At 37.4% G+C, this 15,241-nt stretch carries 14 protein-coding genes; 7 read left to right on the top strand and 7 right to left on the bottom strand.

Annotated elements, in window-relative coordinates; genetic code table 11:
* Positions 1-413 precede the first annotated feature (413 nt).
* The 7 genes from mtlD (at position 414) to MMY79_RS10475 (ending at position 7,988) form a co-directional block, all read left to right on the top strand.
* Complete coding sequence (gene mtlD, locus MMY79_RS10505; RefSeq protein WP_252608287.1) at positions 414-2,561, top strand: bifunctional mannitol-1-phosphate dehydrogenase/phosphatase; 2,148 nt, start codon at positions 414-416, stop codon at positions 2,559-2,561.
* A 105-nt stretch (positions 2,562-2,666) separates the two neighbouring features.
* A complete protein-coding gene (locus tag MMY79_RS10500; protein ID WP_252613507.1) occupies positions 2,667-3,293 on the top strand; it encodes a 2'-5' RNA ligase family protein in 627 nt (208 codons plus the stop codon).
* Positions 3,281-3,799: a bifunctional adenosylcobinamide kinase/adenosylcobinamide-phosphate guanylyltransferase gene (gene cobU / locus MMY79_RS10495; protein ID WP_252608285.1), complete on the top strand. Its 519-nt coding sequence runs from the start codon at positions 3,281-3,283 to the stop codon at positions 3,797-3,799. Before MMY79_RS10500 ends, cobU begins: the two co-directional genes overlap by 13 nt.
* Before the next feature lies 1 nt (position 3,800).
* Positions 3,801-4,856, top strand: coding sequence for a nicotinate-nucleotide--dimethylbenzimidazole phosphoribosyltransferase (gene cobT, locus MMY79_RS10490; RefSeq protein ID WP_252608284.1), 1,056 nt, complete (start codon positions 3,801-3,803; stop codon positions 4,854-4,856).
* Positions 4,849-5,448: a histidine phosphatase family protein gene (locus MMY79_RS10485; RefSeq protein WP_252608283.1), complete on the top strand. Its 600-nt coding sequence runs from the start codon at positions 4,849-4,851 to the stop codon at positions 5,446-5,448. Before cobT ends, MMY79_RS10485 begins: the two co-directional genes overlap by 8 nt.
* A gap of 124 nt (positions 5,449-5,572) precedes the next feature.
* A complete protein-coding gene (locus MMY79_RS10480) occupies positions 5,573-7,141 on the top strand; it encodes a histidine-type phosphatase (protein ID WP_252608282.1) in 1,569 nt (522 codons plus the stop codon).
* 106 nt (positions 7,142-7,247) lie between these two features.
* The gene (locus MMY79_RS10475) at positions 7,248-7,988 is read left to right on the top strand and encodes an adenosylcobinamide-GDP ribazoletransferase (protein WP_252608281.1); all 741 of its coding nucleotides are present in this window, start codon (positions 7,248-7,250) and stop codon (positions 7,986-7,988) included.
* Between the two features lie 48 nt (positions 7,989-8,036).
* On the opposite strand, the gene MMY79_RS10470 is transcribed toward MMY79_RS10475, so the two are convergent.
* The 7 genes from MMY79_RS10470 to MMY79_RS10440 form a co-directional block, all read right to left on the bottom strand.
* A complete protein-coding gene (locus MMY79_RS10470; protein WP_252608280.1) occupies positions 8,037-10,157 on the bottom strand; it encodes a TonB-dependent receptor in 2,121 nt (706 codons plus the stop codon).
* Positions 10,158-10,224: 67 nt separating this feature from the next.
* The gene (locus MMY79_RS10465) at positions 10,225-10,716 is read right to left on the bottom strand and encodes a hypothetical protein (protein WP_198307949.1); all 492 of its coding nucleotides are present in this window, start codon (positions 10,714-10,716) and stop codon (positions 10,225-10,227) included.
* A 136-nt stretch (positions 10,717-10,852) separates the two neighbouring features.
* The gene (locus MMY79_RS10460) at positions 10,853-11,962 is read right to left on the bottom strand and encodes a 3-deoxy-7-phosphoheptulonate synthase (RefSeq protein WP_289781478.1); all 1,110 of its coding nucleotides are present in this window, start codon (positions 11,960-11,962) and stop codon (positions 10,853-10,855) included.
* A 96-nt stretch (positions 11,963-12,058) separates the two neighbouring features.
* Positions 12,059-12,946, bottom strand: coding sequence for a sulfite exporter TauE/SafE family protein (locus tag MMY79_RS10455; RefSeq protein WP_252608278.1), 888 nt, complete (start codon positions 12,944-12,946; stop codon positions 12,059-12,061).
* A gap of 153 nt (positions 12,947-13,099) precedes the next feature.
* Complete coding sequence (locus MMY79_RS10450; RefSeq protein ID WP_252608277.1) at positions 13,100-13,381, bottom strand: DUF1634 domain-containing protein; 282 nt, start codon at positions 13,379-13,381, stop codon at positions 13,100-13,102.
* Positions 13,378-14,934 (bottom strand): PepSY-associated TM helix domain-containing protein, encoded by a 1,557-nt coding sequence (locus MMY79_RS10445; protein WP_252608275.1) that lies wholly within the window; start codon positions 14,932-14,934, stop codon positions 13,378-13,380. Before MMY79_RS10445 ends, MMY79_RS10450 begins: the two co-directional genes overlap by 4 nt.
* Positions 14,927-15,226: a hypothetical protein gene (locus MMY79_RS10440; RefSeq protein ID WP_252608266.1), complete on the bottom strand. Its 300-nt coding sequence runs from the start codon at positions 15,224-15,226 to the stop codon at positions 14,927-14,929. Before MMY79_RS10440 ends, MMY79_RS10445 begins: the two co-directional genes overlap by 8 nt.
* Between the last annotated feature and the right edge of the window lie 15 nt (positions 15,227-15,241).

The following is a 15,241-nucleotide window of genomic DNA, read 5'->3' as shown; positions in this document are numbered from 1 at the left end:
TCTATTAGTTCATACTCATTTTCTTATGAATTTTAGTGTTATACCAGAAGCACCAACAATGAAAATAGCAAAAGGTGAGTTGATTTCTGGTATGTGACACCTGCGTGACATTATAAAAATATGCGGGTGCAAGTAGCGGTAAATGGAACTAAGAAAAATAAATACTATCAGCGCAACAAAAAGAATAAACCAAGAGCGGCAAGCGAGGATGGCTTGTCGCTCTTGCATTTACACTTAGCTTCATACTTATTTATATTGTTCAACCTTTTTAGAGTTTTAACTCTGCTCAGTAACAGATCTCTTATATTTTTGATTAAAAAATAACCACTAATGTTTCATTTATTAATATCCTGCCTTTTTAACCAATTTTTTGTATACCCTGAATAAAACATGATCAAAAAAGAGGTAAAAGCGTGCTTATTTTTCATGGAAAACCTGTTCATGGAGCAATTTTTGATATGGATGGGACAATGTTTGATACTGAGAGGTTGCGGTTTCAAACATTGCAACATGCATCTCAAGAACTCATTGGGCAGGAATTTTCACACGAATATTTAATGCAATGTTTAGGTTTAAGCGCAACTACTGCTGAACAATTGGCTCAACGTTTATATGGCGTAAATGTTCCCTATAAAGAAATACGAAAAAGAGCCGATGAGATGGAACTCGAATATATTCGAAAACACGGCGTACCGATTAAAAAAGGTTTGGTTCAAGTTTTAGAACGTTTACGAAAATCTGGTTTAAGAATGGCTGTTGCGACTTCAAGCCGTAGAGCAATTGCCGAAGAATATTTAATTAATGCGAATGTTTATAAGTTTTTTGATGTGATTACCTGTGGTGATGAAGTCGAACAAGGAAAGCCGCATCCAGAGATCTTTTTAAAAGCTGCTAGTCAACTTCACTTGGATGCTAACCAGTGTCTTATGTTTGAAGATTCTGAAAATGGTTTAACTTCAGCTCACACTTCAAAAGGTTTGACGATTTTATTAAAAGATATTAAAGAACCAAATGATGAAATGCTGGAAAAAGCGCATTTTTATTATGATCAGATGTATGACTTTTTAACTGATCTTGACCAATTTATTCCTGTTATGGATATGCCAGAGATACAGGAATCTTTTCCTCAAAGTCTAAATCAGCTTACGGTAGGAATACATGGTTTCGGTGCTATTGGCGGTGGTTATGTAGCACAAATCTTGTCACATTGGGATGGATACACAAAACCGAAGAGAATTATTGCTTCTACACGAAATAGTCTTTTCCGTGAAGCTGTGAATGCATTTGGAACTTATAGCATTCGCTATGGGCAATTTTCTTATGATGAACGTATTGAGAATATGACCATTGTTGATTCTGACAATGAACAACAAATGTTAGAGATGTATACACATTCAAGTTTGATTGCACTTTGCTTACCTGAACAAGCGATCGAAGCTGAAGCAAAAATAATTGCAAAAGGATTATATGCGCGTTTTAACTCGCCACTTGAAACATGTATTGAACCGTTAACTTTTCTAATTATTTTAAATAAAGTCGGCGCGAAATATATGGTTATGAAGCATCTTAGAGAAGCTCTACTAGAGTTAACTAACGATGAAGATGTAACTGAGCATATTTTAAAAGAACATTACTTTTGCGACACCGTTGTAAACCGTATGGTTTCGAAACTATCTAATCAAAATTTATATCGTCAACTTCGCATTAAGCATTACTTTCTTGAACAGCATTTATCTGATGTCGAGCATGAAGAACAAGTCGAAATTGAAGATTGCAATAAACTGACTCAAGATCAGCAAAACCAGGCATCTTTATATGTTGATAACATGCGCCGTAATTTCCAGCCAGGTCATATATTACAAAGCATGGACCTAATTCTGTTTCATAGCGAAACGGATATGCCAATTTATGTAGAAAAAGGCAGCCCTTTACTCGAAAAGTTACGTCAAGTTGTCTTGGTTAATCAGATTACAGACATTCAATTAATCAAAAACCGTCTATGGAACGGCGTACATGCGATGCTCGCTTGGTATGCATCTTTACTGGGTTATGAATCTATTGGTGTTGCCATGGGGGATCGTTCAGTTAAATCTTTTGCAGAGAATTTAATTAGGGAAGTAAAGCAAGGGCTTGCAATTGTATTACCCAACTATGCAAAAGATTTGGATCGCATGGCACAAAGCTTTCTAGACTCATGTGAATATGCTTTTAAAGACCCTTGTCAACGAGTAGCAAGAGATCCACTTCGCAAATTAACTCATAATGAAAGAGTAATTGCGTCAATTGAGGTAAATATAGGTCATGATTTGCCTTATAAAAACCTATTAAAAGGCGCTGCGCTAGGGTATGCCTATGCAATTCAATATGTAGAAATTGAAGAGGCTGATGCGATTAAACATTTACAGCAGCAAATTCAGAAATTGGATATGAGCACTGCCCAAAAAAGACAACTTGAAGTTGAGTTAACACAATTAATTCAATATTTATTTTCTGAACAAGGCAAACAGCCTTTAAATATGAATATTACCAACTCCAAAAGTACGCGTACTCAATATGCTTAAGTTTGTTGAATAAATTAGTACTCTACATTTAAAAGGCAAACATGCTTTAATACAAAAATTGAATGATTTTGAATTAAAGCTGTGCTGTTAAAACCCTCGACGCTCATGGTGCCAACATCTATACGGGATTATCCTGAGTGGCATCTTGGGCGCCAAAATTATGCTTTATGGTATTTAGAAATTAATGATCAAAAACTAGTTGATTATTTAGATACGTTACGCGCGCATTTTTCAGAGTTCTTACTAGAACCCAATAACCGTCAATATCATATCACGCTGTTTATATGTGGATTTTTAAACCACGAAACTAGAACCTATCCTGATGACTTTATTTTTAGTGAATTTGAGCAGCAAAGAGAAATCTTAAGAAAAGAAAATTTTGCTCCGTTTCATTTAAAAATTGGTTCAGTTGATAGTTTTAGTAGTGCTTTATTTATAGAAATCCAAGATGCCGAAAATATCTTACCTCTAATACGCCAAAAGTTAGGTTTAGTTTCTAATGAAATAGCTGCTTTAGAATATTGTCCGCATATTACTTTGGGGTTGTATAAAAAAGACTATAGTAGTGATTTGATTTTACGAAAAATTTCTCAATTACCTGTACAATACAAACAGGCTGAATTTGACCTTAAAGTCGAGCATTTAACGTTTGGTTGTTATCAAGCTCAAACTTTACAAGGTAAGTTATATCCATCTCAGCATTTGTTCTTAGGTGATTCATGTTGCAACTGATTTTGGGTGGAGCCCGTTCTGGCAAAAGCCGACTCGCTGAAAAAACAGCAATAAATACGCAATTAGCGGTGACTTATGTTGCGACGGCGCAAGCACTTGACCCAGAAATGCAAAGTCGAATTGAACACCATCAAAATCAGCGTCCTGCTCACTGGTCTTTGGTTGAAGAACCCTTATTTTTAGCAAAAACTTTGCAGAAAATTGATCGACCTAATCAAATTATTCTGGTGGATTGTTTAACACTTTGGCTAACCAATTTGTTACTTTTAGATGATCAAAGTGTTCAACAACTTGAGTGTGAGCAGCTGCTAAAAGTTTTACCTACGCTTGAGTCAGAAATTATTTTAGTAAGTAATGAAACGGGTTTAGGCGTTGTACCACTCGGTGAGATAAGCCGAAGGTTTGTTGATGAAGCAGGTAGACTACATCAAGCTCTAGGGCAAATTGCAGATAGGGTTTTGTTTTGTGTGGCTGGTTTTCCAATGATTTTAAAAGGTGAAAAGTAAAATGAACTGGTGGTTAGAATCTATACAGCAACCTAATGTGGATGCAAAACAACAAGCTGAGCAACACCAACTTCAACTCACAAAACCTACTGGTGCCTTAGGTGATTTAGAACTGATAGCAGTTAAACTTGCTAGTTTACAGTCAAATGCACATCCACAAGTCAGCCATCCATGGATCACCATTTTTGCAGGTGATCATGGCGTGGTTGAAGAAAATATCTCTGCATACCCTCAAGCCGTAACCCGTCAAATGCTGCAAAACTTTACGTTTGGTGGGGCTGCAATTAGTGTAATTGCCAAATATCATCAAGCTCATTTGCAAGTGATTGATTGCGGTACAGTAGGTGAAGCGTACGAATACGAAGGCGTTGAACGTCATTGTATTCGTGCTGGTACAGCAAATTTTGCTAAACAAGTCGCAATGAATACTGAGGAATGCCGTGCTGCTCTAGAGTTAGGTAAAAATAGTGTAGACACAGCTAAAGCCAACGGTGCAGATATTTATATTGCGGGTGAAATGGGTATTGGAAATACTTGTTCTGCTTCTGCCTTAGCATGTCTTCTATTAAATGATACTGCTGAGCAATTAACTGGAGTGGGTACAGGAATTGGTGCCGATCAGTTAAGACATAAAATAGAAGTCATTGAACAAGCAATCGAGCTTCATCATAAGCATGTTATTGGTGATGCTTTCAAAACATTGTGTGCTGTAGGTGGTCTGGAAATTGCGGCAATTGTAGGTGCTTATATTCGATGTGCACAGGTGGGTGTACCTATCATTGTAGATGGTTTTATTAGTTCGGTTGCTGCTTTATGTGCAGTACGAATGAATCCTAAAGTATGTGATTGGATGTTGTTTGGCCATCAATCGGCAGAGTATGGTCATCGCCGTATATTACAAGAACTCAATGCTGAGCCGATTTTAAAAATGAATTTACGGTTAGGTGAAGGTAGTGGTGCTGGTACTGCCTTAGCATTAGTTAAAATGGCATGTGTATTACACAACCAAATGGCTACCTTTGCTCAAGCTGCCGTAAGCGGGGATAAAATTGGGTAAATTCAGAATTGATTTGCTCAGACATGGTGAGAGTCAATATAGCCATACTTTACGTGGCCATTTGGATGATAAGTTAACGGAAAAAGGTTGGCAGCAAATGCAGTCAACCATTGAGCAAGTTGCAAATCAGTCATGGGATGTCATTATAAGTTCATCATTAAAACGCTGTGCTTATTTTGCTGAGCAACTGGCCAAAACAGAAGAACTCCCTTTACTTTTAAGCCATGACTTAAAAGAAATGTATTTTGGTGAGTGGGAAGGCGTCTCAACTCAGCAAATTTATGAAACCTCACCAGAATTACTGGCAAACTTTTGGCAAAAGCCGAGTCAATATTGTCCACCGCGTGCAGAAACATTAATGCAATTTCAAACAAGAGTTCTTAAAGGCTTTCAAGAACTACTTGTACAGATGCAAAACCAAAACTGGCAACATGGATTGGTTGTTACCCACGGTGGTGTGATTAAGCTACTGGCTTGTTTGGCTGGGCAACAACCTTTAGATGATTTACTAAAAATGCCGGCAGAGCTTGGGAAATTATATTCATTCGAATTTTCTGAAACAGATGGTCAATTAACTTTCATGTTGAGATAGGAAATTTATATTTCTATACATATGTAAGTTATTATTTTTATAAAGATATTTGAGTATTTGTAATAGAACTGTCATTGCTAAAAATTAAGCTATTGGCATTTCTTATTAAACACTCATCTGACTTATGAATATTTTATTTAAAACGACTGTGCTTGCAGCATCATTATTACTTGTGGCTTGTAACAATAATGATGATCAAGATGTTCAAACAACTGTTCCAACAAACTCATCAAAATATTATCAAACAAAAACACCTTACCAACCACAACAAGAAATAAAAAACTATGAAACAGCACCCAATGGGTTCCAGCCAGTTTTTACAGAGTTAGTGGCACGTCACGGTTCAAGAGGCCTCTCAAGTCTAAAATATGATTTGGCACTTTATAATTTATGGAAACAGGCAAAAGCAGAAAATGCCTTAACACCATTAGGTGAACAATTGGGTGCTGATTTAGAAGCAATGATGAAAGCCAATATCTTATTAGGCTATGGCGTAGAAGGAATCCGCCAGTATGGTTATGGAAATGAAACCATGACTGGTATTTTAGAACACCGTGGCATTGCAGACCGTTTATTACAACGCTTACCCGCTCTTTTAAATTCGCAAGCATCTATATTGGTACAAAGTTCTGGGGTAGATCGTGCAGTTGATAGTGCTAAATTCTTCACTGCTGAACTCATTCAACAACAACCGCAACTTAAAGATAAAATTGTGCCAACGTCTTATACTAGTTTATCGAGTGAAAGCGTTCCAAGTATTGAAGATGGTGGTGTTGATCGTTTTAAACTCTATTTTCATAGTTTGAATGCAGATGAAGACTTGACTCAACCACTTAGTGCTAGTCAACAAAAAATTTATGATGCTAGTCAGGCCTATCAAGATTTTGAAGAAAATAATAAAGATTTAGCCCAAAAGTTAGATGAGTTATCAAAAAATACAGCAGCTGAAAAAACTGCCCAAACTGTACTTAATCCGATTTTTAAAGCAGACTTTATTAAAAAACTGGGTACAACAGGTTATAGCTTTAGCAATACCGGATCCTTTACGGTAACTTCACCAAAAGGTGAGCAAATTACAGAAAAAGGTAAGGGGAAAAATACGATTGCTAGTGCAGTTGATGCAGCAGCTTATGTTTATGAGCTCTATTCAATTTCTGGTGGCACGAAAGATGAGTTAAAAGGTATCAATTTTGATAAATATATGCCGTTAGATGCTGCGAAATTCTATGCTGAATTTAATGATGCGAACGATTTCTACGAAAAAGGTCCAAGTTTTACAGAGTCAAATCAAGTCACAAGTGAAATTGCTCAAGGACTTAAACAGGACCTATTCCAACAAGTTGACGCCGTGGTGAATAAAGCTCAGCCTTACAAAGCAGTTTTACGGTTTGCCCATGCTGAAATTATTATTCCTTTGGCAACCAGCCTAGATTTACATAATATGATGCAGCCTTTACCACTACGTCAGACTTATAATTACTCAACCAGCTCATGGCGCGGTGAAGTAGTTTCACCTATGGCGGCAAATGTCCAATGGGATATTTTCCAAAATAGCCAAGGCAATACTTTGGTAAAAATGCTTTATAACGAAAAAGAAACTTTGTTCAAATCTGCGTGTAACTATGCACGTTATACACCAACTAGTTTTTACTACGACTACATTAAATTGAAACAGTGCTATCAAATGCAATAGATTTTCAGTTTTTGGAGTCTTTAATGGGAATAGGGATTGCTATTCCCATTTTTATTTATTCATAATCCAGTTTGTTTTCAAATATAGATCAGTTAGAGACTTGGATATGACACCTTTTTGGATTGCATTGCAATTTTTAACTGTTCTGCCTATTGAGCTAAAGACAATGCCAACGGCGCAACAAAATGGTCGAGCTATTTTGTTTTATCCACTGGTTGGACTGATTATTGGTGGCGTTCTTTTTCTGATCTCGTGTCTTTTAGTTAAATTACCGGTTCTTTTACTGGCTGCCATCATAATGACTTTATGGATTTGGCTGACAGGGGGATTACATCTAGATGGGCTAGCAGATACGGCAGATGCATGGGTAGGTGGTTTTGGAGACAAACTACGTACTTTACAAATCATGAAGGATCCAAGTTGTGGTCCAATTGGAGTACTAAGTTTAGTTATTATTTGTTTGCTCAAGTTTGTACTGATTTATCTGTTGATTGAACAACATCAAACGTTATTTTTAGTCTTTGTTCCCGTTCTAGGTCGTGTTGTGCCATCTATTTTGTTTTTAACTACACCATATGTCCGTGAAAAAGGTTTAGGTCGTTCGTTGACTGATTATTTACCTAAAACGACTTCTTGGATAATAGCTGGGTTGGTTCTGCTATTGGCTTTATATTGGGAGTGGCAAGGGCTTATTGCCATCATTGGTTTTTTAATTGGCCTTGTTTATTTAAGGCATCTCTTTATTAAAAGAATTGGCGGTATTACAGGTGATACAGTGGGGGCAGCGATTGAGCTTAGCGAAACCGTGCTGCTTTTTGCTTTTGTCGTGAGTTATTTTTATTTATAGCTAGATAAAAGCTTGTGGCCAAATTGATGACCACAAACTTAAAGTTGATTAATCACCAAAGTGATAGCGTAGACCTAATAAATAAGTACGTGGTGCAGCTGGTGTATAGCTCACTTCATTATTACTAAAAGAAGTACTTTCAGCATAATGAGTATCTGCCACATTTAAAATCTGACCATATACCTCATAAGCTTTTTTACGATAGTTCGCACGAAGATTGAGTACTGTGTGTCCGTCATATTTTTGTGTATTAGCATCATTAATCCAATATGAACCTACATAGACACCTTCTGCTGAAAGTAGTAGTTCGGGAATTGGTTTAATTTGATATTCCAGCGTACCAAAAGTTTTTGGGGCACTTGGCATATCATTACCACTATAGTCGATAGTGGATGATGGCTGAAATTGTTCATAACGATGGCGAGCCCAGCTACCTGATAGTTTCAGTTTTTGGTCAAGTTGATCGGAAATTTGCCAAGTTGCACCCACTTCAATACCTTCGTGACGAGTTTTACCCGCATTCCGTGGTTCACGGCTATTATCTGGCTTGGTGTAACTAATTACTTCATCTTCACCATTTAAACGATAAAGCGTAATTTCACCATCCAAACGATCATTTAATGTTTTAAAGCGAATACCTGCATCAATATTGGTAAAAGTTGCTTCAGTCAAATTTGGTGTGACTAAATTTGCGCCGTAAAGGCTACTAACTTCTGGTGGGACAAAGCCTTGTGACCAGTTTGTATAGAAGTCAATTTGTGGTGTTACGTTCCAAATTGCACCTAGTTTCGGACTGGCCTTATGAAAGTTTCGTGTTTCATCAGGTGCGCCCGTAACATTAGATGGAGTTAAATTATTTTGATAATTATAACGAATCCAGTCATAACGAGCACCGCCGACTAAGTTTAAAGTAGGTAGAGCTTGCCAGTTAGCTTGGGTGTAGATTGCTTCATTATCAACATCGACATCAAAATCACGTAAAAGTTTTCGCTGTTTAAAACCTGTATAAATACGGGTAACTGGATCTCGAAAAACTTCAATGTCATTGGTTCGACCTTGGGTCGGAGAATGCTCAGCCATGCCACCGACGACTAACTTAACTTGGCCTAGCGTTGCTGAATGCTGTAAGTTAAGCCCATAGGACTGAAAACTATTGTATGTTGTTTGTCCGCTATATGTTCCTGTTGCAACTCCGTCTTTCTTGTCTGTTTTTATGTTATAGCTTGGGTTTTGCTCTGTCGTATTGTCTCGATAATATAAAGTAATTTGACTTTGTTGCTGATCATTCCAGTCATGGCTAAGCTGGGAAGATAGTCGAGTTGCATCTACTTCACGATAGGTAAATGTCTGATAGCTATAGCCAGGGCGTTGACTATAATCTTCAGCATTTAAACTACCTGTCATATCTGCATATAAGTGGTTATAACTAAAAATGTTTTTCAGTTTAGTTGTGTCTGAAATCTGCCAATCATGACGTAAGGTAACGCTTTGTTTATCTGATTCGGCATGATCTTGCCAGCTATCACCGCGATCACTGGCATAGGCAGAAATTCTTAAACCATGTGTTCCGTTGTTTGTATCAAAAGTATCAGATGCCCCCACATCTACACGGCGATAACCTTCGCTACTCGCACTCAGGCCAATATCAGCTGTTGGTGTTGTACTTGGCGCCTTTGTTAAAAAATTAATAGTTCCGCCAATGGCATTGCTCCCATAAACACTACTCGCAGGTCCACGCAAAATTTCAATATTGTCCACGCCAGCCATATTCATTTCGTATAGGGCATTGTGGTTAAACACGCCTACAGGACGAATTGAAAGACCATCTTCTAAATATTGATATACAGCTGCGGTTGTTATGGGTTGGCGTATAGACATCATGTGCTGCTCATTACCAAGGTCATTCATTAAAACCCCTGGTGTCTGATTCACAAGTTGTCCAATAAATGTGGCATGTTTATTTTCAATTTGGTCATTATTAATTTGGCTAATCGCTGCTGGTGTTTTATTGAGTGTTTCACCTTCACGGCTTGCTGTGACTACAATCGTTGTTAATGTTTTTGTGTCACTATTTGCTGGTGTTAAATCTTCAGCAAAAATAATAGGGCTGGCTGAGGCAGAAAAGCACGCCGCACTTAAAACAGATAAGCGGAATTTGAGGGATAACATATTTTGACCCTATAAAAAGCAATAAGTTTTGAGTCCTTGAAAATCAAGGATGGTAAAAGTTGCGTTCTTACAGAGCAGCAGGTGGGGCGTGTTTAATCGGTAAAATATAGAAGGTAGGGGGAAGTTCTAGCTGTATTGTCCACGTATGGCACAGGCATCGTACACGGGTAAACCAACGTAAAATTAAAACAAAAATCAAAGCAATTAAAGGAATTAAAATTGCTGCATCTAGACCATGCGTACAAAGCGGACAATGCTTCATGATTTGAGTAGCTAGAGCAAAGACTTCTTGAGCATGCGAACTATGAAATTTATCTTGAACAGATTCCATATGGTGATGGGCATGTGAAGAGTGATGCTGCTGAGTATTGAAATTTTGTTGGTGAAATGAATGCTCTAGCGTGACTGGCTGACAGTGACTAGGCATGGTGTATAACTCAGGTACGATGCCAATTTGCACTAAAGTAGGCAAAAAAATGTGCCATAGTAAACACAGCAAAGTGATAGCACTTAAAAGCGTGCGCCACTTCAGCAAATGTTGACGGAAACTCAGCACCATATTCTAGGCGGTCGTAGTGGAAAAGCTCGCCGAAGTATAATCAAAAAAGAAAAGTCATCATAGCTAAATTCCGACAAAGAAAAATAAAAAAAGCCCTCAAAAATGAGGGCTTAATTGATCTTCTTAAAAAGATGAATTAACGATTTGGTAAAACGTCTTTTAAAGATTCATGCATTTCAAGTAATGTTTTTTCAGTAGTTTCCCAGTCAATACAACCATCAGTTACTGATTTACCATATTCGAGATCACAAAGATTTTCAGGAATATCTTGGCGGCCGCCTTTTAAATGACTTTCAACCATAAGACCAACAATTGACTTATTACCATCTAATATTTGTTCAGTAATATTTTTAAGAACAAGAGGCTGTAAGTACGGGTCTTTATTTGAGTTCGCGTGGCTCGCATCAATCATGATTTTATTGCTAACTTTTGCTTTCGCTAAAGCATTTTCTGCTTCTTCAACAGAACCAGCATCATAGTTTGGCTTACCATTACCACCACGTAATACTACGTGTGCGTAAGGGTTACCGCTCGTATTAATAATCGAAACTTGTCCGTCTTCGTTAAGACCTAAGAAGCTATGACCATATTTAACAGACTGCATCGCATTGGTTGCAACAGTTAAACCGCCATCTGTACCATTTTTAAAACCTACTGGTGATGATAGACCAGAAGACATTTCGCGGTGAGTTTGACTTTCGGTTGTACGGGCACCAATTGCAGACCAAGAAATTAAGTCTTGGTAGTATTGCGGAGAGTTTGGGTCAAGTGCTTCAGTTGCACAAGGTAAACCTTTTTCATTTAATTCAAGTAAAAGCTTACGACCAATACGTAAACCTTTTTCAATATTAAAAGAATCGTTCATGTCCGGGTCATTGATTAGACCTTTCCAACCAATTGTTGTACGTGGTTTTTCAAAATAAACACGCATAACTAAATACAATGAATCTTTAACCTTTTCACTTAATGCTTTTAAACGCTCGGCATATTCGTGAGCAGCTTTAGGGTCATGAATAGAGCAAGGACCAATAACGACAAACAAACGCTTATCTGAACCATCTAAAATATTACGAATGGTGTCGCGGCCTTTTAGAACAGTTTGTGAAGCAACATCAGATAAAGGAAGTTCTGACTTAAGCTCAGCTGGTGTTACAAGAGTTTGAATGCTTTTAATATTAACGTCGTCGATATCTGGCTTTGAAACGGAATTTGAATGTGTAGTCATTGCTGTCACTGGTTCGATCATACTAAAGGTTGTTTTGTATACTGAATATACCATGAAATAATTATGAAAATCCTACATCTCATGGTATTTCAGTTTGGAAAAATCTTATTGATTTTGCTATCTTTCAGTTGAGTTGCTTGTTTTTTCGGCAACTACGACTTGTTGTTGTACCACAGGTGCTTTCGGTTTTGCTTTGACTGGGTTAACCATAAAGTTAACACCAAGGGCAAATAGGGTGATTCCTAAAATTTTTCGGATTAAACGTTCAGGCATGCGAGAACTAATTAGAGTGCCTACAATAATCGCTGGAATTGAACCCACCAATAACCACATAAGAAGCGTAAAGTCGACGTTACCAGCACTCATGTGTCCAAGGCCAGCCACTAAGGTAAGCAATACCGCATGTACCACATCTGAACCAATAATTCGAATCATTGGCAAGTTTGGGAACATGATTACAAGTGCCATAATACCAAATGCACCAGCACCCACAGATGAAAGGGTTACGAATACACCTAAGATGATACCCATAACTACGATAAAGCTACGTTTTTTATGGATAGCTAAATGTTCATTTTCAGTTTGAGTTACATCTTTACTTCTAAAACGATTAAAGAATTTTTCAATACGCGAGCGGAAAATGATAGAAACACCAGTCAAAGTCAGCATAAAGCCTAACACCATAGTTAACACAGACTTATAGTGTGTTGACTGACTTAAATAATGCTCAAGTACCCATGTGGTAGCGAAAGATGCAGGAATACTGCCTACTGCTAACCATAAAACAATTGGCCAGACAATATTGAGTTTTCTAGCGTGGACCATTGATCCACAGAACTTTGAAATTGCGGCATAAAGTAAATCGGTACCAATTGCGATATGCGGTTCAATTCTAAAAAGACTAATTAAAATTGGTGTCATTAATGAACCACCACCAACTCCTGTAATCCCTACACAGAAACCAACTAACATACCCGCTAAGATAAATTCAAAAGCACCAGACATCTTTATCGCCACATATCACGAAACGTCCATATCTTATTCCTTTTAGAGATAAACAGTTGTCATGAATAATGATTTACTTATGCAAAAAAAAGCTAAGCGATCATAATTTTGCTTAGCTTGAGCTATTTTTCATCAAATTATTAGGGGCTAATATTATTTAGATGATTTTAAAGGGTTAAGTAGAAGGATGAGACCAAAAGTTAACGGTGTTGCAAAGATCCACCAACTGACAAAACCAATTGAAAATTTATAGTGTTTAATCAGAATAAATGCACATAAAACAAATAATATGAATGCAGCTATTTTAAAGTGTCGGTAGTACTTTTGAGCTAATGATTTGAAATAGCCAGCTGACTTCGGCGATCGATATTTCTCGCTCGCCATAAATAACAAATACATTCCAAATAAAATGAAGATGAAAGCTATAAAGATCATGAGTTCACCTCAACCTTTAATTTATTCAGCTTTTTTTGAATCTTTTCTACAGCCTTATGCTGAATAGGTTGAATTTTGCAGAATATGAAAATTGCTAAAGCTGCAAATATCCATAAAAATACATCTACACGTGCAAACGTCCAATAATCTCTGAGACTTTGAACATAATCATATTTAAGCAAATAACTTAGATTTAAGATTGGAAGTGCGCTACATAGCATGATAAAAACGCAAAGTTGAGTTCGCCACAAATACTGTTTTTTAGTGATTAGTGCAATGATTAAGCTGATGAGCCAGACTAAGAAAAAGCTATAAATTTCATAATTGATTGTGGTTGGCGTAACTGTAAATAATCGATTCGCGCTTAAATAGGCGACAGTCGCACATGGCAGGCCAACAAATGCTGCAACATTTAAACGGTCAACTAAATAGTGTCCAAAGTGAAACTTACTATTCTTACTTTGAATTTGGCGTTTAAGGCTCCAGAGTAACAAACCGGAAGCAATCATTACACAACCTAGAATGCCTGAGAAAAAGAATCCTAAACGGAGTAAAGGTTGAGCAAATGTCGCCATATGTAGGCCATATACACCCGCATTTAAGGTTGCAATAGGACTATTATTACGTGTATCTGCCAAGACTTTGCCAGTTGATGCATTTAATGTAATTTGAGCCTGATTACGAGTGATAGACTGGTCTTCTTTTTGAATAAAAGTAATTTGAGCTTGATTGGTATTTGGATTTTTTACACTAATTGTTGATAAAGATTGATTCCCCCAACTTTGTTGAACTTGGCTTAATAACTTTTCGATTGATAGGTTCTGAGCTGGCTGAATCGATTGGTTCTCAGGCACAGTCTTTGTACGTATTTCGGTAAAATATTGATAAGGATTTTCAGGATAGAGCTTTTGCATTCCCCAAGGCAGATATAAATAGAAGAAAATGGCTAAACCTGTAAATGTAATGGTTAAAAAGAAAGGCAGGGCAATCACCGAAGAAATATTGTGAAAATCTAGCCATGAACGCTGAGACTTAAATGTACGCAAAGTAAAAAAGTCGGTGAATATTTTTTTATGGGTAATAATGCCTGAAACCAAAGCAATCATCATAATAAATGCGGCAAAACACACGACTAATCGCCCAACTATTATTGGAATGCCAAAAAGTTGGTAGTGGAAACGGTAAAAAAAATCGCCGCCTAGAGTTGCCGAAAGTTGAAGTTCTTTTCCCGTGTTAGCATCAAGTGTGGCATTGCCATAACCGCCGTCAGCTTTTTCCCAATACATAGTGTTGACTGGACTTTCAGGTGTAGCCACATTTAAATACCAAGATTTGGCATCTGGCGCGTTTTCTTGTAAATATTGATATGCTGTTTTAATCGCAATGTCTTGCTTTACTTCATACTGCGCAAGGGCAGGTTGCATCCATAAATTAATTTCGTGGCGGTAATAAGATAGGCTACCCATTAAGAAAATGGCAAATACGAGCCATCCAAATATTAAGCCAGTCCATGAGTGTAGCCATGCCATAGATTGACGTATACCCTTATGCATAACCCACCATACGCGCTGCAAAAAAGAAAAGGGCGCACAAAACAATTGATAGCCCAGTGAGTTTCAAAAGTGATTGAACGCAGAAACCTACGATCACAAAGATTACGTAAAATAGAATTGCTATAAATGCAGCGAGATATATAGCTTCAGCTTTGTCGAGGGTCAAAAGAAAAATTCCAATGAGTCCAAGACTTAAATATGCCATACAGGCAAAGCCCATACCGAAAACTAGCAAGAATCGATAGAAAACTTTTATACGATATGACACAGGGAGATTTACGGTTTTGGACATCTTTATTGACACATA

Origin of the sequence: Acinetobacter sp. XS-4 (assembly GCF_023920705.1) — a bacterium.
Lineage (GTDB): Bacteria > Pseudomonadota > Gammaproteobacteria > Pseudomonadales > Moraxellaceae > Acinetobacter.
Note: the sequence above shows the minus strand (reverse complement) of the source record. Positions and strands in the feature narration are given on the sequence as shown.

Excerpts from the sequence above, each read along its gene's own strand:
- MMY79_RS10500 (WP_252613507.1), top strand. The coding sequence starts at position 2,667 with ATGGTGCCAACATCTATACGGGATTATCCTGAGTGGCATCTTGGGCGC.
- cobU (WP_252608285.1), top strand. The coding sequence starts at position 3,281 with ATGTTGCAACTGATTTTGGGTGGAGCCCGTTCTGGCAAAAGCCGACTC.
- cobT (WP_252608284.1), top strand. The coding sequence starts at position 3,801 with ATGAACTGGTGGTTAGAATCTATACAGCAACCTAATGTGGATGCAAAA.
- MMY79_RS10480 (WP_252608282.1), top strand. The coding sequence starts at position 5,573 with ATGAATATTTTATTTAAAACGACTGTGCTTGCAGCATCATTATTACTT.
- MMY79_RS10475 (WP_252608281.1), top strand. The coding sequence starts at position 7,248 with ATGACACCTTTTTGGATTGCATTGCAATTTTTAACTGTTCTGCCTATT.
- MMY79_RS10470 (WP_252608280.1), bottom strand. The coding sequence starts at position 10,157 with ATGTTATCCCTCAAATTCCGCTTATCTGTTTTAAGTGCGGCGTGCTTT.
- MMY79_RS10465 (WP_198307949.1), bottom strand. The coding sequence starts at position 10,716 with ATGGTGCTGAGTTTCCGTCAACATTTGCTGAAGTGGCGCACGCTTTTA.
- MMY79_RS10460 (WP_289781478.1), bottom strand. The coding sequence starts at position 11,962 with ATGATCGAACCAGTGACAGCAATGACTACACATTCAAATTCCGTTTCA.
- MMY79_RS10455 (WP_252608278.1), bottom strand. The coding sequence starts at position 12,946 with ATGTCTGGTGCTTTTGAATTTATCTTAGCGGGTATGTTAGTTGGTTTC.
- MMY79_RS10450 (WP_252608277.1), bottom strand. The coding sequence starts at position 13,381 with ATGATCTTTATAGCTTTCATCTTCATTTTATTTGGAATGTATTTGTTA.
- MMY79_RS10445 (WP_252608275.1), bottom strand. The coding sequence starts at position 14,934 with ATGCATAAGGGTATACGTCAATCTATGGCATGGCTACACTCATGGACT.
- MMY79_RS10440 (WP_252608266.1), bottom strand. The coding sequence starts at position 15,226 with ATGTCCAAAACCGTAAATCTCCCTGTGTCATATCGTATAAAAGTTTTC.